General features: G+C 66.4%; 21 protein-coding genes. 6 read left to right on the forward strand and 15 right to left on the reverse strand.

Annotated features, from left to right (window positions below; genetic code table 11):
- Nucleotides 1–194 precede the first annotated feature (194 nt).
- Nucleotides 195–782 carry a DUF6676 family protein gene (locus A5733_RS14425; protein ID WP_076240612.1) on the reverse strand — a complete coding sequence of 196 codons (588 nt, stop codon included), beginning with the start codon at nucleotides 780–782 and terminating at the stop codon, nucleotides 195–197.
- A 316-nt stretch (nucleotides 783–1,098) separates the two neighbouring features.
- Here A5733_RS14425 and A5733_RS14430 point away from each other — a divergent pair, with 316 nt between their 5' ends.
- Entirely contained in the window at nucleotides 1,099–3,927 is a 2,829-nt protein-coding gene (locus A5733_RS14430; protein WP_076240613.1) for an aconitate hydratase, read from the forward strand.
- Nucleotides 3,928–3,997: 70 nt separating this feature from the next.
- On the forward strand, nucleotides 3,998–4,588 hold the full coding sequence (locus A5733_RS14435; RefSeq protein ID WP_067763602.1) for a TetR/AcrR family transcriptional regulator: 591 nt from the start codon (nucleotides 3,998–4,000) through the stop codon (nucleotides 4,586–4,588).
- A gap of 28 nt (nucleotides 4,589–4,616) precedes the next feature.
- Here the strand turns inward: A5733_RS14435 and A5733_RS14440 are convergent, their stop codons facing one another.
- The 13 genes from A5733_RS14440 to A5733_RS14500 all read right to left on the reverse strand — a co-directional run bounded on the left by A5733_RS14440 (nucleotide 4,617) and on the right by A5733_RS14500 (nucleotide 16,044).
- The gene (locus A5733_RS14440) at nucleotides 4,617–4,832 is read right to left on the reverse strand and encodes a helix-turn-helix domain-containing protein (protein ID WP_255376490.1); all 216 of its coding nucleotides are present in this window, start codon (nucleotides 4,830–4,832) and stop codon (nucleotides 4,617–4,619) included.
- A 107-nt stretch (nucleotides 4,833–4,939) separates the two neighbouring features.
- Entirely contained in the window at nucleotides 4,940–6,568 is a 1,629-nt protein-coding gene (locus A5733_RS14445) for an ABC-F family ATP-binding cassette domain-containing protein (RefSeq protein ID WP_076240614.1), read from the reverse strand.
- A gap of 12 nt (nucleotides 6,569–6,580) precedes the next feature.
- Nucleotides 6,581–7,411 (reverse strand): enoyl-CoA hydratase, encoded by an 831-nt coding sequence (locus tag A5733_RS14450; protein ID WP_076240615.1) that lies wholly within the window; start codon nucleotides 7,409–7,411, stop codon nucleotides 6,581–6,583.
- Between the two features lie 18 nt (nucleotides 7,412–7,429).
- Nucleotides 7,430–7,804 (reverse strand): thioredoxin, encoded by a 375-nt coding sequence (gene trxA / locus A5733_RS14455; protein WP_067763611.1) that lies wholly within the window; start codon nucleotides 7,802–7,804, stop codon nucleotides 7,430–7,432.
- 117 nt (nucleotides 7,805–7,921) lie between these two features.
- Complete coding sequence (locus A5733_RS14460) at nucleotides 7,922–8,614, reverse strand: heme peroxidase (protein ID WP_076240616.1); 693 nt, start codon at nucleotides 8,612–8,614, stop codon at nucleotides 7,922–7,924.
- A gap of 106 nt (nucleotides 8,615–8,720) precedes the next feature.
- Complete coding sequence (locus tag A5733_RS14465) at nucleotides 8,721–9,701, reverse strand: hypothetical protein (RefSeq protein ID WP_076240617.1); 981 nt, start codon at nucleotides 9,699–9,701, stop codon at nucleotides 8,721–8,723.
- A gap of 82 nt (nucleotides 9,702–9,783) precedes the next feature.
- Nucleotides 9,784–10,125, reverse strand: a complete 342-nt coding sequence (locus A5733_RS14470; protein ID WP_067763621.1) for a metal-sulfur cluster assembly factor — start codon at nucleotides 10,123–10,125, stop codon at nucleotides 9,784–9,786.
- The gene (sufU, locus tag A5733_RS14475; protein WP_197508146.1) at nucleotides 10,122–10,595 is read right to left on the reverse strand and encodes a Fe-S cluster assembly sulfur transfer protein SufU; all 474 of its coding nucleotides are present in this window, start codon (nucleotides 10,593–10,595) and stop codon (nucleotides 10,122–10,124) included. The genes A5733_RS14470 and sufU overlap by 4 nt, the downstream gene beginning before the upstream one ends.
- Before the next feature lie 11 nt (nucleotides 10,596–10,606).
- Entirely contained in the window at nucleotides 10,607–11,854 is a 1,248-nt protein-coding gene (locus A5733_RS14480) for a cysteine desulfurase (RefSeq protein WP_076240618.1), read from the reverse strand.
- Between the two features lies 1 nt (nucleotide 11,855).
- Nucleotides 11,856–12,620, reverse strand: a complete 765-nt coding sequence (sufC, locus tag A5733_RS14485) for a Fe-S cluster assembly ATPase SufC (protein WP_067763630.1) — start codon at nucleotides 12,618–12,620, stop codon at nucleotides 11,856–11,858.
- A complete protein-coding gene (sufD, locus tag A5733_RS14490; protein ID WP_369830941.1) occupies nucleotides 12,620–13,789 on the reverse strand; it encodes a Fe-S cluster assembly protein SufD in 1,170 nt (389 codons plus the stop codon). Before sufD ends, sufC begins: the two co-directional genes overlap by 1 nt.
- A 15-nt stretch (nucleotides 13,790–13,804) precedes the next feature.
- Nucleotides 13,805–15,235: a Fe-S cluster assembly protein SufB gene (gene sufB, locus A5733_RS14495; protein WP_067763636.1), complete on the reverse strand. Its 1,431-nt coding sequence runs from the start codon at nucleotides 15,233–15,235 to the stop codon at nucleotides 13,805–13,807.
- Nucleotides 15,232–16,044 carry a metalloregulator ArsR/SmtB family transcription factor gene (locus A5733_RS14500; RefSeq protein WP_142254001.1) on the reverse strand — a complete coding sequence of 271 codons (813 nt, stop codon included), beginning with the start codon at nucleotides 16,042–16,044 and terminating at the stop codon, nucleotides 15,232–15,234. The genes sufB and A5733_RS14500 overlap by 4 nt, the downstream gene beginning before the upstream one ends.
- Nucleotides 16,045–16,160: 116 nt before the next feature.
- Between A5733_RS14500 and mptB the strand changes: the two genes are divergently transcribed.
- The 4 genes from mptB to A5733_RS14520 all read left to right on the forward strand — a co-directional run bounded on the left by mptB (nucleotide 16,161) and on the right by A5733_RS14520 (nucleotide 20,630).
- Nucleotides 16,161–17,837, forward strand: a complete 1,677-nt coding sequence (mptB, locus tag A5733_RS14505; protein ID WP_076240620.1) for a polyprenol phosphomannose-dependent alpha 1,6 mannosyltransferase MptB — start codon at nucleotides 16,161–16,163, stop codon at nucleotides 17,835–17,837.
- A gap of 86 nt (nucleotides 17,838–17,923) precedes the next feature.
- Nucleotides 17,924–18,832 carry an ABC transporter ATP-binding protein gene (locus A5733_RS14510; protein ID WP_076240638.1) on the forward strand — a complete coding sequence of 303 codons (909 nt, stop codon included), beginning with the start codon at nucleotides 17,924–17,926 and terminating at the stop codon, nucleotides 18,830–18,832.
- Nucleotides 18,829–19,611 (forward strand): ABC transporter permease, encoded by a 783-nt coding sequence (locus tag A5733_RS14515; RefSeq protein ID WP_076240621.1) that lies wholly within the window; start codon nucleotides 18,829–18,831, stop codon nucleotides 19,609–19,611. The genes A5733_RS14510 and A5733_RS14515 overlap by 4 nt, the downstream gene beginning before the upstream one ends.
- Nucleotides 19,612–19,709: 98 nt before the next feature.
- Nucleotides 19,710–20,630, forward strand: a complete 921-nt coding sequence (locus A5733_RS14520; protein WP_198938826.1) for a heme A synthase — start codon at nucleotides 19,710–19,712, stop codon at nucleotides 20,628–20,630.
- Here the strand turns inward: A5733_RS14520 and A5733_RS14525 are convergent.
- Nucleotides 20,627–21,565 carry a RimK family alpha-L-glutamate ligase gene (locus A5733_RS14525; RefSeq protein WP_076240623.1) on the reverse strand — a complete coding sequence of 313 codons (939 nt, stop codon included), beginning with the start codon at nucleotides 21,563–21,565 and terminating at the stop codon, nucleotides 20,627–20,629. The genes A5733_RS14520 and A5733_RS14525 overlap by 4 nt on opposite strands.
- Nucleotides 21,566–21,589: the final 24 nt, after the last annotated feature.

Below are 21,589 nucleotides of genomic sequence, written 5' to 3' on the forward strand. Positions count from 1 at the left end.
GCGGCGTACCGGCTGATTGCTCGGAGCCTTTGCGCAGAAGTCACACGAAGCACAACTACAACAATGGGTACCGTTTGCACCGTACGTCACATCTGACGCCAAAGAAACTTTAGTCACAAACTACATTTATGTAATTGCGCAGAGTGTGACCAATTAGTGATATTGAGCGTTATTCCGAACGAATGTTCGAGCGACTACGAGGATTCAGCGGACGATGCGTCCGACGCCTCTGACCGGGCGAATCGTTTGCTACGCACCTGCAAAACCCGGGTGAGAGCAGCCGCTGCGGCAACACCCAAGACGAGCGTGATCGCGAGCGCTGTCCAGGGAAAATCGGGAGTCGAGATCTCCCCCACGAAATTCTTCGCCGACAACACGGCATTACCAGTTTTCGCCACATCCTGACCGGCTTCCAAAGTCACCCGATCGATTGTCGGACTGTAGGTACCGGCAAAAGACGGGCTCAACACCAGGACGGTGGCACCCGGGTTCGCGTGCCCGACCTCGCTGGCGATGTCACGCAGCGGGGTATCGATGCCGGGGTTGTTCGGCAACACGACGATCTTGAGGTCGACGCCGTTCTGGCGGGCATCACTGACGACCTGACGCAGACCCGCGACGTCGGCGTCGGGCGCACTGACACCGTCATCACGGACGTCGGCCTGCACAGCATCCATGCACTTGGCCACGCCGTCCGGTTGAGCCGGGTCCATCCCAACCGTCTCGCACACCTCGACCGGGATGTAGGCCGGCAGGAACGGGATGACATGGGGTCCGGTCACAGGGGCACGGTACGCCGCAACCGCCCTGCAGGAGAAAGCGGCACGGCCATCGTCACCGCTTCGACCGCCGATCGTCACGCCGGCGTGACGCTCGGTCAGGCCCCCCGGCTTTCTACGCCAAGGTCGTTCGTCGGCCGGGTTGGCGACCGTGACGTAGAAATCGGCGTGGGCCAGGGTTCGGGCCGGGGGGTAGCACCGCGCACACGACTGGAGAAGACTGGACCCCGGCCCGCTGGGCATTGCAGGACAAGCGTACTGTTAAGGTCATAACGCCGCCGACACAGCCCGTCGCGGTGAGATCTAGCCGGGAGTTGATGTGAGCAGCGAGAATACGGAAAATTCGTCCCTTAACTCATTTGGTGCCCGCGACACACTGACCGTCGGGGATCAGAGCTATGAGATCTACCGCCTCGACGCGGTACCCGGCACCGAGAAACTTCCTTACAGCCTCAAGGTGCTGGCCGAGAACCTGTTGCGCACCGAGGACGGTGCCAACATCACCAAAGAGCACATCGAGGCCATCGCGAACTGGGATCCCTCGGCCGAGCCGAGCATCGAGATCCAGTTCACCCCGGCCCGCGTGCTGATGCAGGACTTCACCGGTGTGCCGTGCATCGTCGATCTGGCCACCATGCGCGAGGCCGTGGCCGCCCTCGGCGGCGACCCGGACAAGGTCAACCCACTCTCCCCCGCCGAGATGGTCATCGACCACTCCGTCATCCTCGACGTCTTCGGCAACGCCGGCGCCTTCGAGCGCAACGTCGAACTCGAATACGAGCGCAACTCCGAGCGCTACCAGTTCCTGCGCTGGGGCCAGGGCGCCTTCGACGACTTCAAGGTCGTCCCCCCGGGCACCGGCATCGTGCACCAGGTCAACATCGAGTACCTGGCACGCGTCGTCATGGTCCGCGATGGGAAGGCCTACCCGGACACCTGTGTGGGCACCGACAGCCACACCACCATGGAGAACGGCCTCGGCGTACTCGGCTGGGGCGTCGGCGGTATCGAGGCCGAGGCGGCCATGTTGGGCCAGCCCGTCTCGATGCTGATCCCCCGCGTCGTCGGCTTCAAGCTGAGCGGTGAGATCAAGCCGGGCGTGACCGCCACCGACGTGGTGCTCACCGTCACCGACATGCTGCGCAGGCACGGCGTGGTCGGAAAGTTCGTGGAGTTCTACGGCAAGGGTGTGGCCGAGGTGCCCTTGGCCAACCGCGCCACGCTGGGCAACATGAGCCCTGAATTCGGCTCCACCGCAGCCATTTTCCCGATCGACGAGGAGACCATCAACTACCTGCGGCTGACCGGCCGCACCGAGGAGCAGTTGGCCCTGGTCGAGGCGTACGCCAAGGCGCAGGGCATGTGGCACAACCCGGACAAGGAGCCGGTCTTCTCCGAGTACCTGGAGCTCGACCTGTCCACCGTGGTGCCCTCGATCTCGGGCCCGAAGCGTCCGCAGGACCGCATCGAGTTGTCCGACGCAAAGAACGCCTTCCGCAAGGACATCCACAACTACGTCGAGGAGAACCTGCCGGCCCCGGAGACCAAGCTCGACGAGGCTGTCGACGAGTCCTTCCCGGCCAGCGACCCCGTGTCGCTGTCCTTCGCCGACGACGGTGCGGTAGATGTGCGTCCGTCGGCGGCCAACGGCGCCGAGGGCCGGCCGTCGAAGCCGATAACGGTCAAGTCCGAGGAGCGCGGTGAGTTCGTGCTCGACCACGGTGCCGTCGTCGTCGCCGGAATCACCTCGTGCACCAACACCTCCAACCCCTCGGTCATGATCGGCGCCGCGCTGCTGGCGAAGAAGGCGGTCGAGAAGGGCCTGACCTCCAAGCCGTGGGTCAAGACCAACATGGCCCCGGGCTCGCAGGTGGTCACCGACTACTACAACAAGGCCGGGCTCTGGCCGTACCTGGAGAAGCTGGGCTACTACCTGGGCGGCTACGGCTGCACCACCTGCATCGGCAACACCGGTCCGCTGCCGGACGAGATCTCCAAGGCCATCAACGACAACGACCTGTCGGTCACCGCGGTGCTCTCGGGCAACCGCAACTTCGAAGGCCGCATCTCCCCCGACGTGAAGATGAACTACCTGGCGTCCCCGCCGTTGGTCATCGCCTACGGCATCGCGGGAACCATGGACTTCGATTTCGAGACCGACCCGCTCGGACAGGACCAGGACGGCAACGACGTCTTCTTGAAGGACATCTGGCCGTCGGCCGCCGAGATCGAGGAGACCATCGCCTCCTCGATCAACCGCGAGATGTTCTCCGAGTCCTACGCCGACGTGTTCAAGGGCGACGAGCGCTGGCGTTCGCTGTCCACCCCGGAGGGCAACACCTTCGAGTGGGACGACGCCTCCACCTACGTGCGCAAGGCCCCGTATTTCGACGGCATGCCCGCCGAGCCGGAGCCGGTCTCCGACATCAAGGGCGCCAGAGTCCTTGCCCTGCTCGGTGATTCGGTGACCACCGATCACATCAGCCCGGCCGGTTCGATCAAGCCCGGCACTCCCGCGGCGCAGTACCTCGATGCCAACGGCGTGGAGCGCAAGGACTACAACTCGCTGGGGTCGCGGCGCGGCAACCACGAGGTGATGATCCGCGGCACCTTCGCCAACATCCGCCTCAAGAACCAGTTGCTCGACGACGTCTCCGGCGGCTACACCCGTGACTTCACCCAGCCCGGTGGGCCGCAGTCGTTCATCTACGACGCCTCGGTCAACTACAAGGAGGCCGGCATCCCGCTGGTCGTGCTGGGCGGCAAGGAATACGGCTCGGGCAGCTCGCGCGACTGGGCGGCCAAGGGCACGGTGCTGCTGGGTGTGAAGGCCGTCATCACCGAATCGTTCGAGCGCATCCACCGGTCGAACCTGATCGGTATGGGTGTCATCCCGTTGCAGTTCCCCGCAGGCGAGTCGGCCGCGAGCCTCAAGCTCGACGGCACCGAGACCTACGACATCACCGGCATCGAGGAGCTCAACAACGGCAAGACCCCGAAGACGGTGAAGGTGACCGCGACGCGCGAGAACGGCGAGAAGGTGGAATTCGACGCCGTGGTCCGCATCGACACCCCCGGCGAGGCCGATTACTACCGCAACGGCGGCATCCTGCAGTATGTGCTGCGCAACATGCTGAAGTCGAAGTAATCCTGACCGGACTGACCGAAGCAGGTAAGGGACAGCGCCGCGACCGGCGCTTGCGCGAGGAGTGGTCTGAATGCCCCGGGTGACGGACGACCATCTCGCGGCCCGGCGCCGTCAGATCCTCGACGGCGCCCGGCGCTGCTTCGGTCAGTACGGATATGAGAGTGCGACCGTGCGGCGGCTCGAAGAAACCATCGGGCTGTCGCGCGGCGCGATCTTCCACCATTTCAAGGACAAGGACACCTTGTTCTTCGAACTGGCCCGCGAAGACGCCGAGCGCATGGCCGACGTGGCCGCACGCGAAGGCCTGATCCAGGTGATGCGCAACATGCTGGCCGCACCCGAGCAGTTCGACTGGCTGGCCACCCGGCTCGAGATCGCCCGAAAACTCCGTAACGATCCGGCTTTTCACCAGGGCTGGGCGGAGCGATCGGCCGAACTGGACGCCGCCATCACCGAGCGTCTCCGTCGGCAGAAGCAGGCCGGACGCCTGCGTGATGACGTACCGAGCGCAGTCCTGCACATCTATCTGGACCTGGTGCTCGACGGCCTGGTGGCCCGGATCGCCTCGGGCGAGGATCCGAAGAACCTCACCGCTGTCCTGGACCTGGTCGAGGCCAGCGTGCGCCAGCCGGACGCGCACGGACTAGCCGCGGAAGCCTGAATCCCCTACCGCACAGCGGTGCTGATCCTCACGCCCTGGATCGGGTGCGGTGGTTGGGTCCGCCGCGGCTGCGCATCGTCGTCCCCGACTCACGCAGCAAGCTGTGAATCGAACCGTAGGAACGCCCGGTCGAAGCCACCAGCGAGCGGATGCTGGCGCCCCCCTCATACGCCTTGCGCAGTTCGGTCAGCAGTTCGTCGCGATTCTTGTTCATATCCCTCATCGACATCTCCACGCTCGTGATGTCCCGACGGTTACCCACAGTAGAAACCGCCCACACACCCGGGCGAAGATTTGTCCAACGTCTTAATTGACGTCCCCGAAGATGCGGTGGTACTTGAGGTTTCGCGATCAGGCGAGCTCGATGAGGTCGCGATATTCAGTCGACCAGAAGTCCTCGGTACCGTCCGGCAGCAGCACGACCCGCTGGGGGTCGAGTGCCTCGGCCGCACCCGGATCGTGGGTCACCAACACCACCGCCCCGTGGTAGCTGCGCAGCGCATCGAGAACCTGCTCGCGGGAGGCGGGATCGAGGTTGTTGGTCGGCTCGTCCAGCAACAACACATTGGCCGTCGAGGCGACCAGACCGGCCAGTGCCAGGCGCGTCTTCTCACCGCCGGACAGGGTGCCCGCAGGCTGCTCCAGCTGAGAGCCGGTGAACATGAACGCACCCAACAGCCCGCGCAGGTCCTGCTCGCCGGTGTCCGGGGCGGCATGGCGGATGTTCTCCCAGACCGTCGCCTCGTTGTCGAGGGTGTCGTGCTCCTGGGCGAAGTACCCGATCTTGCAGCCGTGCCCAGGCTCGAGCACTCCGGCATCGGCGGTCTCGGCACCGGCGAGCAGTCGCAGCAAGGTCGTCTTGCCGGCACCGTTGAGACCGAGCACCACCACGCGAGAGCCGCGGTCGATCGCCAGATCGACACCGGTGAAGATCTCCAGCGATCCATAGGTCTTGGTGAGGCCCTTGGCCACCAGTGGGGTTTTGCCGCACGGAGCCGGGGTGGGGAACTTGATCCGGGCCACCTTGTCGGCCACCCGCTCGGCATCGAGCTCGGCGATCATCCGCTCGGCGCGCCGCAACATGTTCTGGGCGGCAACAGCTTTGGTGGCCTTTGCGCCCATCTTGGCGGCCTGGGCCCGCAGTGCACCGGCCTTCTTCTCGGCATTGGCACGTTCGCGGCGACGACGCTGCTCATCGGTGGCGCGGGCGTCGAGGTACTTTTTCCACCCCATGTTGTAGACGTCGGCCTCACCGCGCACCGCGTCGAGGAACCACACCCGGTTGACGACCTCGTCGAGCAGGTCGACGTCGTGGCTGATGACGACGAGGCCGCCGGTGTGGTTGTGCAGGAAGTCCCGCAGCCAGCCAATCGAGTCGGCATCGAGGTGGTTGGTGGGCTCGTCGAGGAGCAGCGTGGTGGCCGATCCAGAACCGGTGTCGCTCGCCGCAAACAAGATGCGGGCCAACTCGACGCGTCGGCGCTGACCGCCCGAGAGAGTGCGCAGCGGCTGGGTCAGCACCCGGTCGGGCAGGCCCAGGCTGGCGCAGATCCGGCCGGCCTCGCTCTCGGCGGCGTAACCACCCAGCGCCGAGAACCGCTCCTCGAGCTGACCGTACTTGCGGACCGCCTTGTCGCGAGCCGCGTCGTCGGCCACCTCGGCCATCAAAACCTGCTGCTTCTCCAGGTCGGCCAGCAGCGTGTCGAGACCGCGCGCGGAGAGCACCCGGTCGCGGGCCAGCACGTCGAGGTCACCCTCTTTGGGATCCTGTGGCAGATAACCGATCTCGCCGGTCGTGGTGACAGATCCGGCGTAGGGCTCGCCTTCACCGGCCAGAATTCTCATCGTGGTGGTCTTGCCGGCGCCGTTGCGTCCGACCAGCCCGATCCGGTCACCGGGCTGCACCCGCAGCGCCGAGCCCTCGAAGGACAGCAGCGTGCGCGCGCCGGCGCGGACCTCCAGGTCCGTTGCGGTAATCACGCTGCGGTCCTCCTATTTCTCGTCGGTAAAGGCCGGGGGACGCTTCTCCGCGCGCGCAGCAACCGCTTCCTCGAAGTTTGCGGTGAGCAGGCGCACGAAGAGTTGTCCCAGGCCCTCGGCCTGCATGTGCCCCTCCAGGCTAGCGGCGTCCAGTCCACTCCAAAGTGTGCGCTTGGTCAACTCGATTCCCGGCCGGGAGAACGCCGCCATCCGCTCGGCCATCGCGTAGCAGGTATCCAGCAGCACCTCCTCGGCCACGACGTCGGACACCAGGCCAATGCGTGACGCCTCCTGGGCGTCCACGTCGCGGCCGGTCAGCATGATGTCGAACGCCCGCGAGGAGCCGATGGCCCGCGGCAACAGATAGGACAAGCCCAGCTCACTGGCGGTAAGCCCGTTGTTGATCCCGGCCGCGCGGAAGTAGGCGCCCGTGGCGGCGACGCGGATGTCGCAGGCCAGCGCCAAGCACAGGCCGCCCCCGATTGCCGCCCCGTTGACCGCGGCGATCACCGGCTGATGCAACCGGCGTAGGGCGAGAATCACATCGTCGAGGATCTCCATTGACCGCAACGCGTACGTCGGCCTCGTCAGCCCGGCCACATGCGGCACCGCCCCGGCCGATTTGTGGTCGGCCCCGGATGAGAACCCGCGGCCCGCTCCGGTCAGCACCACCACGCGCACGCTGTTGTCGTAGCGCAGCTCTTCCAGGACACTCTTGAGCGGCACCATGACGTCGAACGCCATGGAGTTCATCCGCTCGGGACGGTTGAGCGTCACCAGGGCCACGTCCGGTCGTGGCCGGTCAACCAGTATGAACTCGTTTTGCGCAGTCACGCCCAGCACGCTATCGCGTGCCGGTCATCAGACCTGTTCAGCGTCGCCCTGAGCCGCCTGTTCCTTTAACGCCGCCTCGACGTCGAACTTCTTGAGCTGTTGAATCACGTCCTCCAACGCTGCCGGCGGCAGCGCCCCGGCCTGGTTGAAGACCAGGACACCCTTCTTGAACGCCATCAAGGTGGGAATCGACCGGATATCGGCCGCGGCGGCCAACCCCTGCTCGGCCTCGGTGTCAACCTTGGCGAAGACGACGTCGGGGTGCTTTTCCGAGGCCGCCTTGAACGTCGGCGCAAACGCCCGGCACGGTCCGCACCACGACGCCCAGAAATCGACCAGCACGATCTCGTTGTCCTTGACGATGCTGTCGAACTGTTCTGTGGTGATGTCCTGCGTAGTCACGATTGTCCTAACGTCGGGGCGTAACGGCCTGTTCCCACCATATGGCCAACATGAGCGGGCAGCAGGCTTTCGACGGGCGGGATACCCGCCGAAAGCCTGCGCTATCCGCCCCGATCGTCAGGCCGGCACGTCGCGCTGGTAGGGACGTTTCGACTCGAACCGCCAGATCGCATGGTCGAGATCGATCACGTTCCAGCCACGCGCCTCGGCCACTGCGCGGAGGAGTTCTGCGGCCCGGCCCGCATCGATTGCACCGACTTCCCGGCAGACGTAGCCGAGCACGATCCGGTCGGCCTTCACGCCAGGTACCCGCGCCAGCATCCGGGCGTAGTCCCAGGTGATGCCCGACCGTTGCCCCGGTACGGCACACCAGGCCGCCTTGACCTCGCCGCTGCGGCCCTCGTCGGAAGTGACCGCCCGCAGCTCCTCGGTACTCCGGACATCCAGGGACACAAGGATTTCCGCGACCTTCGCCAGGGCCACAGCCTTCAGTGGGGCACCGGCAGCGGTGGACGTCGGCCTGCGGTTTCCGATCTGGGAAGCCCACTGCTCCGGCCCACCCACCTCGGCGATGTTGTGCAGGAGCTCCTCGGCACCGTCGGTCTCCGGATCGGCGCCTTGGGCACCGCGATAACCGCGGTAGCGCGCGATGATCTTCTCGACCGTGACATACCGCGCCCCGGGCGAATAGATCGCGTCGATCACGCACAGCGCCAGCGAGTCGGGGTAGCCCCGCGGGGCGAACCAGCGCTGCGGGTCACCCAGATCGCGATCGCAGGCTGCAAGCAATTTCTCCACATCCGACGGCATCTCAATTTCCTTCCGGCTGGGGAACGTCGACCGTTCCCGGTTGAGTCGGAAGCTAACGCTGGGAGCCGACAAATTTCGGTGTCGAGCCGCAGTTATCCACAGGCTGCTACCACTGCCCGTCGGTGACGGTGTCCCCGGGCGCACCGTTGAGCGTGACGACGCTGGCGGAATCGACTGGTACGAACGACTTTTCGTCGTGTCCGAAGCACTCCCCCACACTCTTGACGTTCGCCAGCGGGTCCGGGGCCGGCAAGTCGTCGGCATCGGCGTCGTAGTAGTCGAACCACGGCAGCCCGGCAGCGACATACGCGTCGCGGTCCACCGGAGTCGACGGTGGCACCTCGCCGGTGATGGCAGTCCACTGCACCGCACTGCACAGATGCACGAACACCCGCCACGAGCGGTCCTCGTCGTAATCCGACAGCGGACGGTCGTCGGCGTACACCTCCTGGCGCATCCGACCACCGGCACCCAAGCCCATGTCCGGTGCCCCACATGGCACCGGAAGAATGTCGCACAGGCTGTCCTCCAGGATCAGGTCGTCGAACCGCGGCCGGGCCTGCCAGGCCCGCAGCGCCTGGGCGGTGAGCCCGACGGCGCGCAGCTGCACCCCGCCGTGGATTTCCTGACCGGTCAGCTGACCTTCGACGGTGGCCCCGGCCCCGAGCGGCACCGCCACGAACTGGCGGATGAATCCCTCACCGGCATTGATGCCGTCGAGCCACGGTTGCTCCGGCAGCGCGACGTAGTTCTGGGAATCCTGGACCAGCCGGTCCTGCCAACCGCCGCCACTGATCGCACACACCTTGCCGATGCCGACCTGCAGCGCAGCGGGCTCGGCAGAGTGGAACGACAGCCACATCGCCTCGCGTTGGTAGATCGGCAGCATCACGCCGCCGTGCGCCAACCACTCGGGCGGTACCCGATCGGGATAGTCCTGCACCCGGCGCAGCGGGAACGAGCCCACACTCGGCGGCAACGGGTGCAATCCGACCTCGGGGATACGAAGGGTCCGCTCGAAACCGACCGAAACCGGCCCCAACACCAACTGGTCGTCGATGACCTTGACCTCAGTACTGTCCGCCATGTGCACCTCCGTTGTCGCTTGCTGGCGACATTGGTAGCACCGGACACCGACAGTCCGTCGGTCGATCGAGAGCCGTTCGCGACTAGACGGTGAATCCCAGCGCGCGCAGCTGCTCGCGACCGTCGTCGGTGATCTTGTCTGGGCCCCACGGCGGATTCCAGACCCAGTTGATCTTGATCTCGTCGACCAGACCGGCACCCACCAACGCCGTGCGTGACTGATCTTCGATGACGTCGGTCAACGGGCACGCCGCGGAAGTGAGTGTCATGTCGATCAGGGCGACCGACCCCTCCTCGCCTTGCTCGACGTTGAGGCCGTAGACCAGCCCGAGGTCGACGACGTTGATGCCCAATTCCGGGTCCACCACGTCGCGCATGGCCTCCTCGACGTCGGCGAGAAATTCTTCGGAAGTAGCCTCGCTCATCGCTTGTCCTCCACGTCGTGGCCGGCCTCCGCCAGCTCATCTGTCAATGGCCTGGCCTCCGCCAGCGCGGCCTTGAAAGCCATCCAACCCAACAGGGCACATTTCACCCGTGCCGGATATTTGGCGACACCGGCGAACGCGATGCCGTCACCGAGTACATCTTCGTCCCCCTCCACGTTGCCGCGTGAGGAAATCATCTCGGTGAACGCCGCCACCGTCTTGAGCGCGTCGCCGACACTCTGGCCGATCACCTGATCGGTGAGCACAGAGGTGGCGGCCTGGCTGATGGAGCATCCCTGGCCGTCATAGGAGATGTCGGTGACGGTCTCCTTGTCCTCCGACAACGCCACCCGCAGAGTGACCTCGTCGCCGCAGGTGGGGTTGACGTGATGCACTTCGGCGGCGAACGGCTCCCGCAGCCCGCGGTGATGCGGATGCTTGTAGTGGTCCAGGATCACTTCCTGGTACATCTGGTCGATTCTCACGCGAAGAACTCCACAGCCCGCTTCACTCCGGCCACCAGCCGATCGACCTCGTCAAGGGTGTTGTACACGGCGAACGAGGCGCGGGCAGTGGCGGCGATACCGAATCGACGGTGCAGCGGCCAGGCGCAGTGGTGCCCGACGCGCACCGCGACGCCTTCGTCGTCGAGCACCTGGCCGACGTCATGGGCGTGGACCCCGTCGAGGACGAAGCTGACCGGTGAGCCGCGGCCGACCATCGACTGCGGCCCGATGATGCGCACGCCCGGCACCGCACCGAGGCCTTCCAGCGCGGCGGCGACCAGTTCAGCTTCGTGCGCCTCGACCGCGTCCATCCCGATGTCGCTCAGATACCGTGCGGCAGCGGCCAACCCGACCACCTGAGAGGTCATCGGGGTGCCTGCCTCGAACCGCTGTGGGGCCGGCGCGTAGGTGGTCTGCTCCATCGTGACGGTCTCGATCATCGAGCCGCCGGTGATGAACGGGGGCATGGCGTTCAGCAGCTGCTGACGGCCGTAGAGCACCCCGATACCGGTGGGACCGAGCATCTTGTGCCCGGAGAACGCCGCGAAATCGACGTCGAGCGCATGGAAATCGACCGGCTGGTGCGGCACCGACTGGCAGGCGTCGAGCACGGTCAGCGCCCCCACCGCCTTGGCCTGCGCCACCAGCTCGGCGACCGGGGCGATGGCGCCCGTGACGTTCGAGTGATGGCTGAACGCAACGACTTTCACGCGCTCATCGAGCTGGAGGGAATCCAGGTCGATCCGACCGTCCTCGGTGACGGAATACCAGCGCAGCGTCGCACCGGTGCGCTGGGCCAGCTCCTGCCACGGGATCAGGTTGGCGTGGTGCTCCAGCTCCGTGGTGACGATGACGTCGCCGGGGCCGACGGCATGCTCGAACCGCTTGTCCCCCAGTACGTATGCGACGAGGTTGAGCGACTCGGTGGCATTCTTGGTGAACACCAACTCGTCCGGCTCGGCACCGACGAACGACGCAATGTCGGCGCGGCCCTGCTCATAGGCGTCGGTGGCCTCTTCCATCAACTGGTGCGCACCGCGGTGCACCGCGCCGTTGGACGTGGTGAGGAACTCGCGTTCGGCATCGAGCACCTGCATCGGTTTCTGCGACGTCGCCCCGGAATCCAGATACGCCAACTGTTTTCCGCCGCGCATGACCCGGTTCAGAATCGGAAAGTCAGCTCTGATCCTGGCCAGATTCACCGTCTCCGCCGAGGCCGTCACATCAGGCTCCGACGGCTTGGGTGAAGCGCACGTATCCGTTCTCTTCGAGTTCGTCGGCAAGTTCGGGGCCACCCGATTCCACGATCCGGCCACCGACGAACACGTGCACGAACTGCGGGCGGATGTAGCGCAAGATCCGGGTGTAGTGGGTGATCAGCAGGATGCCACCGTGCTCGGCCTCGGCGTAACGGTTGACGCCCTCGCTCACGATGCGCAGCGCGTCGACATCCAGACCCGAATCCGTCTCGTCGAGGATGGCGATCTTCGGCTTGAGCAGACCGAGCTGCAGGATCTCGTGACGCTTCTTCTCACCGCCGGAGAAGCCCTCGTTGACGCTGCGCTCGCCGAAGGCCGAGTCGATCTCCAGCTCGTCCATCGCGGCCTTGACTTCCTTGACCCAGTGCCGCAGCTTCGGGGCCTCACCACGCACGGCGGTGGCAGCGGTCCGCAGGAAGTTCGACATCGACACCCCGGGCACCTCGACCGGGTACTGCATGGCCAGGAACAGGCCCGCGCGCGCCCGCTCGTCGATGCTCATCTCGAGGACGTCCTGTCCGTCGAGGGTGATCGAGCCGGAGGTGACGGTGTACTTGGGGTGACCGGCAATCGCGTAGGACAGCGTCGACTTGCCGGAACCGTTGGGGCCCATGACCGCATGGGTCTCGCCGGACTTCACGGTCAGGTCGACGCCCTTGAGAATCGGCACCTCTTCGCCCTCGGGCGTGAAGACCGATGCGTGCAGGTCCTTGATTTCCAGTGTGGTCATTACGCAGTTCTCGATTCGGTGATAGCTAGTTCTCGTTCGATGGCTTCGGTAAGGCGCTCACGCACCTCGGGCACGGCGATCTTGGCGATGATCTCGTTGAAGAATCCACGCACGACCAGTCGCCGGGCCTGATCCTCGGGGATGCCGCGGGCGCGCAGGTAGAACAACTGCTCGTCGTCGAAACGTCCGGTGGCACTGGCATGCCCGGCGCCGGCGATCTCGCCGGTCTCGATCTCCAGGTTGGGCACCGAATCCGCGCGGGCGCCGTCGGTCAACACCAAGTTGCGGTTCACCTCGAAGGTGTCGGTTCCGGTGGCCTCGGCCCGGATCAACACATCGCCGATCCACACCGTGTGCGCATCGGGCTTGTTCGACTCCGGATCCCCTTGCAGCGCACCCTTGTAGAGCACATCCGACTTACAGTGCGGGACAGCGTGATCGACCAGCAATCGGGACTCGAAGAACTGGCCGTCGTCGGCGAAATAGGTGCCGAGCATCTTGGCGTCGCCACCGGGGCCGGTGAACCGCACGGTGGCCGAGGTGCGCACCACGTCGCCACCGAGGGTGACGTTGACGTGGCCAAGCACCGCGTCCTTGCCGAGCTTGGCATGGTGAGCGCTGACGTGGACCATGTCGTCGGCCCAGTCGGCGATCCAGATCAACCCGAGGCCGGCCGAATCGCCGACGATGATCTCGACGTTGTCGGCGTAGGTGCCGCTGCCGCGCAGGTCGACCACGACGATGGCCCGGGAGAGTTCCTCGACCCGGATCTGCAGGTGGCCGTAGCCGACGTTCCCGGCTCCGGGTCCGTCGATGACGATCTCGATCGGTTGGGCCACCTCGGTGTCACGCTTGACGGTCACCACCGTGGCCGTCTCGAACGACGAATACGCCTGCGCCGCAACGCGGTCGGCCGGTACCCCGGCCTCCCCGAGTCGCTTGTCGTCCCGGCCGACCGTCTCGATGGTGACACCCGGTCGCTCGGTCACGGTGATACCCGCGTTGCCGTTGGCGACCGCCGACCCGTCGTGCAGGCCGCGCAGCCGCTTCAGCGGGGTGAACCGCCACAGCTCATCGCGTCCGCCGGGCACCTCGAAGGCATTGACGTCGAAGGAGGCGAACAGCTCGCCCTTATTGACGGCCACCCCTTCTTTAACCGCCTCTGCCACGTTGTTCTGTGTCACTTAACCGACCGCGCCTTCCATCTGCAGCTCGATGAGCCGGTTGAGCTCGAGCGCGTATTCCATTGGCAGTTCCTTGGCGATGGGCTCGACGAACCCGCGCACCACCATCGCCATCGCCTCGTCCTCGGTCAGGCCACGGCTCATCAGGTAGAAGAGCTGATCCTCGCTGACCTTGGACACCGTGGCCTCGTGCCCCATCGTCACGTCGTCCTCACGGATGTCGACGTAGGGGTAGGTGTCGGAGCGGCTGATCGTATCGACCAGCAGCGCATCGCATTTCACGCTGGACTTGGAGCCATGAGCACCCTTGTTGACCTGAACCAGGCCGCGGTAGGACGCCCGGCCACCGCCGCGGGCCACCGACTTGGACACGATGTTGCTCGACGTGTGCGGGGCCAGGTGCAGCATCTTGGCGCCGGTGTCCTGATGCTGGCCCTCACCGGCGAACGCCACCGAGAGCACCTCGCCCTTGGCGTGCTCGCCGGTCATCCAGACCGCCGGGTACTTCATGGTGACCTTCGACCCGATGTTGCCGTCGATCCACTCCATCGTCGCGCCGGCTTCGGCCCGGGCCCGCTTGGTCACCAGGTTGTAGACGTTGTTCGACCAGTTCTGGATGGTCGTGTACCGAACGCGCGCACCGGGTTTCACCACGATCTCCACGACGGCCGAGTGCAGCGAGTCCGACTTGTAGATCGGCGCGGTACAACCCTCGACGTAGTGCACGTAGGAGCCTTCGTCGGCGATGATCAGCGTCCGCTCGAACTGGCCCATGTTCTCGGTGTTGATCCGGAAGTAGGCCTGCAGCGGGATGTCGACGTGCACGCCCGGCGGCACGTAGATGAACGAACCGCCCGACCACACCGCGGTGTTCAGCGCCGAGAACTTGTTGTCGCCGGCGGGGATCACGGTGCCGAAGTACTGCTTGAAGATCTCCGGATGCTCGCGCAGGCCTGAATCGGTGTCCAGGAAGATGACGCCTTGGGCCTCAAGGTCCTCGCGGATCTGGTGGTACACCACCTCCGACTCGTACTGGGCGGCGACACCGGCGACGAGCCGCTGCTTCTCGGCCTCCGGGATACCCAGCCGGTCGTAGGTGTTGCGGATGTCCTCGGGCAGATCCTCCCAGGACGCCGCCTGCTTCTCGGTGGAGCGCACGAAGTACTTGATGTTGTCGAAGTCGATGCCTTCGAGGTTGGAACCCCAGTTCGGCATGGGCTTCTTGTCGAAGGTGCGCAGCGCCCGCAGCCGGGACTCCAGCATCCACTCCGGCTCGTTCTTCTTCGCCGAGATGTCACGCACCACGGCTTCGGACAGCCCGCGCTGTGCGCTGGCGCCGGCCACGTCGGAGTCCGACCAGCCGTAGCCGTACTTGCCCAGCGACGCGATGGTCTCTTCCTGCGTGAGTGCCGTTTCGGGCGTGGTGGTCATGTCGCCGCTCCTTGGTTGATTGTGGCGGTCGTCCGAGTGCGGGCTGTGCCCCGAACTTTGGTTGTGGTGCCGGCGTTTTCGGTGCCTTCGGCATCGAGGGGAACGTGCGTGGTACACGCGCAGTCGCCGTTGACGATGGTGGCCAGGCGTTGTACGTGGGTACCCAGGATCTCGGCGAACGCCTCGCTCTCGGTCTCGCACAACTCCGGGAATTCCTCGGCCACATGCGATACCGGACAGTGATGCTGACAGATCTGCACACCGTGGATGGGCCCGGCCACCGGCGCCGTGGTGGTGGCATATCCGGCCCTGGTCAGGGCATCGGCAACGCGATCGGCGGTTTCGGCCACCCCGCCGGACCCTTCGGTGACGCCGGCCAGGATGGTGTCCATCCGCCGTCGTGCAAAGGTCCGAACGGCATCCTCGCCACCGATCTCACGAAGTTGCCGGATCGCGGCGACGGCCAGGTCGTCGTAGGTGTGGCCGAGTTTGGCCCGCCCGGCTGCCGTCAGCCGATAACGCTTGGCCGGCCGGCCCCGACCGCTGTGCTGCCACGCAGCGGCCGCGCTGGCCTGCGCGTCACCGGCTTCGATCAGGGCATCGAGGTGGCGACGCACACCTGCCGCCGAAATACCCAGCCGCTCACCGATCTGGCCGGCCGTGATGGGACCCTCGAGCAGCAAGTGAATGATCGCGCGGCGGGTATGCCCGTCAGACGCCGGGACCACGTCATTGACCGGTGTCGGCACACCGGTCGAAACGGAGCTCGGCACCGGGCTCAACACTGGGCCCGTCGTCTCGCGACGCATTTTCACAACACCATTGTGACGGAATTCGTCCGTCGGTTCTAGCAAGGGCACCCTTACGTGACCGGGGCCACCCTTGCCCGACGGAAAGCCCCTCGGTCGGCAGTTAGGCTGCCCTGATGGCAAGCCGCCTGTCGTCCTTCAGCTCATCGATCGCCCGGTGGCACGGCGATGAACGGGCAGTCGGGTCACCACTGAACCCTGCCGAGGTCGTCGCGCAACGCCGGACCCGGCTGTTCGGGGCCACCGGAACCGTACTGATGGCGATCGGCGCCCTCGGTGCCGGCGCCCGTCCCGTCGTCCAGGACCCGACATTCGGGGTGCGGCTGCTCAACCTGCCCTCGCGCATCCAAACCGTATCGCTGACGATGACCACGACGGGTGCGGTGATGATGGCGCTGGCCTGGCTGATGCTGGGCCGGTTCGCGCTCGGCCCGCGACGCATGTCCCGCAGCCAACTCGACCGCACCCTCTTGTTGTGGGCCATCCCGCTGCTCATCGCGCCACCGATGTACAGCAAGGACGTCTACTCCTACCTCGCGCAAAGTGAAATCGGCTACATCGGGCTCAACCCGTACCAGGTCGGCCCCGCCACAGGCCTGGGCCTCGACCACGTGTTCACGTTGTCGGTGCCCAGTCTGTGGCGCGAGACACCGGCCCCGTACGGACCGCTGTTCCTATGGATCGGCGAGAGCATCTCGGCACTGACCGGGGAGAACATCGTCGCGGCGGTGCTGTGCCACCGGATCGTGGTGTTGCTCGGCGTCGGGCTCATCGTGTGGGCAACGCCGCGGCTGGCCCGTCGCTGCGGGGTCGCCGAGGTCAGTGCGCTGTGGCTGGGTGCCTGCAATCCCCTGTTGTTGATGCACCTGGTAGCCGGAATCCACAACGAGGCCCTGATGCTCGGGCTGATGCTGGCCGGTACGGAGTTTGCGCTCCGCGGCATCGATGCTGCGGCGGCGATCATCCCCCGGCCGATGGCCTGGCCCCACACCCGTGCGGACTGGCAGCGCTGGTATCCGGCCGCGATGCTGACCGTAGGCACGGTGCTGATCACGTTGTCCTCGCAGGTCAAACTGCCGTCCCTGCTGGCTCTCGGCTTTGTCGCAATGGCGCTGGCCTGGCGTCTCGGCGGCACCGTCAAGGCGTTTTTCGCCGCGAGCGTCCCGCTCGGCGTGATCTCGCTGGCGGTGATGGCTCTGATCGGCTGGGCCAGCGGGCTGGGCTTCGGCTGGCTGTCCACCTTGGGCACCGCCAACGTGGTGCGCAGCTGGATGTCCCCGCCGACGCTGCTGGCGCTCGGTACCGGCCAGGTCGGAATCCTGCTCGGGCTGGGTGACCACACCACCGCGGTACTCGCGCTGACCCGCGCGATCGGCGTGTTCCTGATCGCGATCCTGGTCAGCTGGCTGCTGCTGGCCGTGCTGCGCGGCCGACTGCACCCTGTCGGCGGCCTGGGCGTCGCCCTCGGCGGCACCATTTTGCTGTTTCCCGTGGTGCAGCCGTGGTATCTGCTGTGGGCGGTGATCCCGTTGGCGGCCTGGGCGACACGGCCCGGGTTCCGCGGCTCGACGATCGCGATCACGCTGGTGGTCGGCATCTTCGGGCCGACGGCCAACGGCGACCGATTCACGTTGTTCCAGATCGTGATGGCCACCCTGGCCAGCACCGTGATCGTGCTGATCCTGATCGGGCTGACCTGGCGCCGGTTGCCGTGGCGCGCGTCACCTCAGCGGGACACAAGCCCACCGCCGACACCGGCCCAGTCTCCCGACGCCTACGCTGAATCCCCGTGACCTCGCGTTCCGAAGCCGACGGCTCCTCGCGCAAGCGCTCGTCGGCAGCCGACGGCTCCTCGCGCAAGCGCTCGTCGGCTCCACCTGTGCTGCTGCGCGGCGTAACCAAGCGCTTCGGTTCCACCACAGCGGTGTCAAACCTGGACCTCGAGGTGCAACGCGCCGAGGTGTTGGCGCTCCTGGGCCCCAACGGCGCCGGCAAGACCACCACCGTCGAGATGTGTGAGGGATTCATCCGTCCGGACGACGGCCGGGTCGAGATCCTCGGTCTGGACCCTGTCGTCGACAACGCCCGGGTGCGCGAACGGATCGGGGTGATGCTGCAGGGCGGCGGTGGATACCCCGCGGCCCGCGCCGGCGAGATGCTCAAGCTGGTCGCCTCCTACGCCGCCGATCCGCTCGATCCGTCCTGGCTGATGGACACGCTCGGGCTCACCGAGTCGGCCCGCACCACGTACCGCCGGCTCTCGGGCGGCCAGCAGCAGCGGCTGGCCCTGGCCTGCGCCGTGGTCGGCCGGCCCGAGCTCGTCTTCCTCGACGAGCCCACCGCCGGAATGGACGCCCATGCCCGAATTGTGGTGTGGGAATTGATCGATGCGCTGCGCCGTGACGGTGTCACCGTCGTGCTGACCACCCACCACCTCGCCGAGGCCGAAGAACTGGCCGACCGGATCGTGATCATCGACCACGGGGTGGCCGTCGCCACCGGCACACCGGCCGAGCTGACCCACAGCGGCGCGGAGAACCAGCTGCGGTTCAGCGCGCCACGCAAGCTCGACCTGTCGCTGCTGACCGCCGCCCTCCCCGAGGGCTACAAGACTGTCGAGACGGCTCCCGGGGAGTACCTCGTGGAGGGCCAGATCGATCCGCAAGTGCTGGCCACGGTGACGGCCTGGTGCGCGCGGCTCAACGTGCTGGCCACCGGCATGCGGGTGGAGCAGCGCAGCCTCGAAGATGTATTCCTCGACCTCACCGGACGGGAGCTGCGGTCATGACCGGCGCGCCGAACCGATTCGCCCCCGGAACGTTTTCGCCGGACCCGCGTCCGGCGAAGGTGCCGGCCATGCTGGCCGCCCAGTTCGGGCTGGAGCTGAAGCTGTTGCTGCGCAACGGTGAACAGCTGCTGTTGACGATGTTCATCCCGATCACCCTGTTGGTCGGTTTGACGCTGTTGCCACTGGGATCGTTCGGCGATCACCGCGCTGCCACGTTCACCCCGGCCATCATGGCACTGGCCCTGATCTCCACGGCGTTCACCGGACAGGCCATCGCAGTGGCGTTCGACCGCCGTTATGGCGCCCTCAAACGGCTCGGTGCCACGGCGCTTCCGGTCTGGGGAATCATCGTCGGCAAGTCGCTGGCGGTGGTGACCGTGGTGTTCTTGCAGGCAATCCTGTTGGGGGCCATCGGTTTTGCGCTGGGGTGGCGCCCATCGCCCGTGGGGTTGGCGCTGGGTGCGGTGGTGATCGCATTGGGCACCGCCACCTTCGCCGCGTTGGGACTGCTGCTCGGCGGCACGCTCAAGGCCGAGATCGTGCTGGCGTTGGCGAACCTGTTGTGGTTCGTTTTTGCCGGCTTCGGCGCGCTCACCATCGACGGCGGCCCAGTGCCGTCGGCCCTGCGGTGGGCAGCCCGGCTGACCCCGTCGGGCGCCCTCACCGAAGCCCTGACCCAGGCCATGACGGTGTCGGTGGACTGGTTCGGCCTGGCCGTGCTGGCGGTTTGGGGCGCGGTGGCCGCGGCGGCCGCCTTGCGGTGGTTCCGGTTCACCTGATCCGGCACCGCCCCTACTACGGGCTGTAGTTCCTGATCAACTACGATCAGGCCGTGCCCGTCGGAAGAGCGTTCCAGCGACTGGTCGACCTGCTGCCCATGCCGAGCCTTCGGGCTCAGCGGGTGATTGCGTTCCTGGTGATCCTCACCCAAGGCGGTATCTCGGTCACCGGAGCGATCGTCCGGGTCACCGCGTCCGGCCTCGGGTGCCCGACCTGGCCGCAGTGCTTCCCCGGGAGTTTCACCCCGGTGCCGCACGCCGAGGTCGCAGTCGTGCATCAGGTGGTCGAGTTCGGCAACCGGATGATCACCTTTCTCGTCGTCCTGACCGCCATCGCCGCCGTGCTGGCCGTCACGCGCGCCCGCCGGCGCCGCGAGGTGCTGATCTACGCCTGGCTGATGCCGGCCTCGACCGTGGTCCAGGCGATCATCGGCGGCATCACGGTACGCACCGGCCTGTTGTGGTGGACGGTGGCCATCCACCTGTTGGCCTCCATGGCGATGGTGTGGCTCGCCGTGCTGCTGTTCGTCAAGATCGGCCAGCCCGATACCGGTGCGCCGACCGAGACCATACCGAAACCGCTGCGCCAGTTGACCGTTCTGAGCGCGGTGATCCTGGCGGCGGTCCTGGTGACCGGCACCCTGGTCACCGGCGCCGGCCCGCATGCCGGCGACAAGAGCCTCGATCGCGTGGTCCCGCGGCTGCAGGTCGAGATCACCACGCTGGTCCACATGCACTCGTCGCTGCTGGTGGCCTACCTGTCGCTGATCGTCGCGCTCGGCTTCGCGCTCGCCGCGGTGCGCGCGCCCCGTCCGGTGATGATCCGTCTCGCCGTGCTGTTGGTGGTGGTGTGCGGGCAGGGGCTCGTCGGGATCGTGCAGTTCTACACCGGGGTTCCGGCAGCGCTGGTCGCGGTGCACGTCGCCGGCGCGGCCGTCTGTACCGCGGCCACTGCCGCACTGTGGGCGTCGATGCGTGAGCGGGTCACGCCGGCGTCAGAGCAGAAAACGTCGGGCTAGAAAGCCCGGTGCGACAGCGGGCCGAGGCCCAGGTGCTCCAACGCCCCTTCGATGCCCACGGCGAACCGCCGCTCGGCCTCGGCGCGTTCTGCCTGACCGAGCTGACCGAACCCGAGTGACGGCTCGACCAATTCCAGTTCGAGCAGACGGGGATTTGCCGGGACGCCGATCACATCGACCCGGGCATACACCAGATCCGCACGATCCAGATCGAACGACCGCCTCACTGCGTCCAGCGCCCGGCGACCGACCTCCCAGACTTCGTCGTCAGGATCGGCCGGTGACAACGATTCCTGCGCGTAGGTGCCGGTCTCCTCGAATTCGGGAATCTGCCCGGGTGGCGGCAGAATCGGCGCCTTGGTGAACGCGTGGGATTCCTCACCGGCCAGGAACACCAACGCCGTCTCACCGTCGGCGATGCGCGGGTCGTACGGCTGCACCAGCACCGCGCGGCCGTGGGCTTGCAGTGCCGCCGCGTGCGCCAGCGCCTCCGATGCCTCCACGAACCGCTGCACACCGGCTGAACCGGCACCCACCGCGGGCTTCACCACCACCTCGCCGTCAGGAAGGCTGACCCGCTCGCCGGCCGCGAAATATCGCGTAGGCACGACAGGGACGCCCATGCGCTGCAGGTCGCCGAGATAGCGCTTGTCGGTGTTCCATTGCACGATCTGCACCGGGTTGATCAGGTGGCGCACCGACCGGGCCCACGCCAGAAATTCGTCGAGACGTTCGGCGTAATCCCACGTGGCCCGCAAGATCACCACGTCCGCCTCGAGCGTGCTCGGATCGTCCCACGGCAGCCAGCGGGCGTGGAGCCCGCGGTGACGCAGAGCCGCGATCAGGCCGGCGTCGTCGCCGTCGCCCTCCGGCAAGGCCGCGCAGCCGGCCAACACGATGCGGGGATGGAACACATCCGGACGGGCGAGCTTCACCTCCGCGATGATAGGTGTGGATGA

Source organism: Mycobacterium sp. NS-7484, assembly GCF_001953975.1.
Taxonomy (GTDB): Bacteria; Actinomycetota; Actinomycetes; order Mycobacteriales; family Mycobacteriaceae; genus Mycobacterium.

What these genes read in the sequence shown, in the direction of transcription:
- sufC (WP_067763630.1), bottom strand. Translation starts at nt 12,620, where the DNA reads ATGACCACACTGGAAATCAAGGACCTGCACGCATCGGTCTTCACGCCC.
- sufB (WP_067763636.1), bottom strand. Translation starts at nt 15,235, where the DNA reads ATGACCACCACGCCCGAAACGGCACTCACGCAGGAAGAGACCATCGCG.
- A5733_RS14460 (WP_076240616.1), bottom strand. Translation starts at nt 8,614, where the DNA reads ATGCCGTCGGATGTGGAGAAATTGCTTGCAGCCTGCGATCGCGATCTG.
- sufU (WP_197508146.1), bottom strand. Translation starts at nt 10,595, where the DNA reads ATGTACCAGGAAGTGATCCTGGACCACTACAAGCATCCGCATCACCGC.
- A5733_RS14465 (WP_076240617.1), bottom strand. Translation starts at nt 9,701, where the DNA reads ATGGCGGACAGTACTGAGGTCAAGGTCATCGACGACCAGTTGGTGTTG.
- A5733_RS14470 (WP_067763621.1), bottom strand. Translation starts at nt 10,125, where the DNA reads ATGAGCGAGGCTACTTCCGAAGAATTTCTCGCCGACGTCGAGGAGGCC.
- A5733_RS14435 (WP_067763602.1), top strand. Translation starts at nt 3,998, where the DNA reads ATGCCCCGGGTGACGGACGACCATCTCGCGGCCCGGCGCCGTCAGATC.
- A5733_RS14500 (WP_142254001.1), bottom strand. Translation starts at nt 16,044, where the DNA reads ATGCGTCGCGAGACGACGGGCCCAGTGTTGAGCCCGGTGCCGAGCTCC.
- A5733_RS14515 (WP_076240621.1), top strand. Translation starts at nt 18,829, where the DNA reads ATGACCGGCGCGCCGAACCGATTCGCCCCCGGAACGTTTTCGCCGGAC.
- mptB (WP_076240620.1), top strand. Translation starts at nt 16,161, where the DNA reads ATGGCAAGCCGCCTGTCGTCCTTCAGCTCATCGATCGCCCGGTGGCAC.
- A5733_RS14520 (WP_198938826.1), top strand. Translation starts at nt 19,710, where the DNA reads ATGCCGAGCCTTCGGGCTCAGCGGGTGATTGCGTTCCTGGTGATCCTC.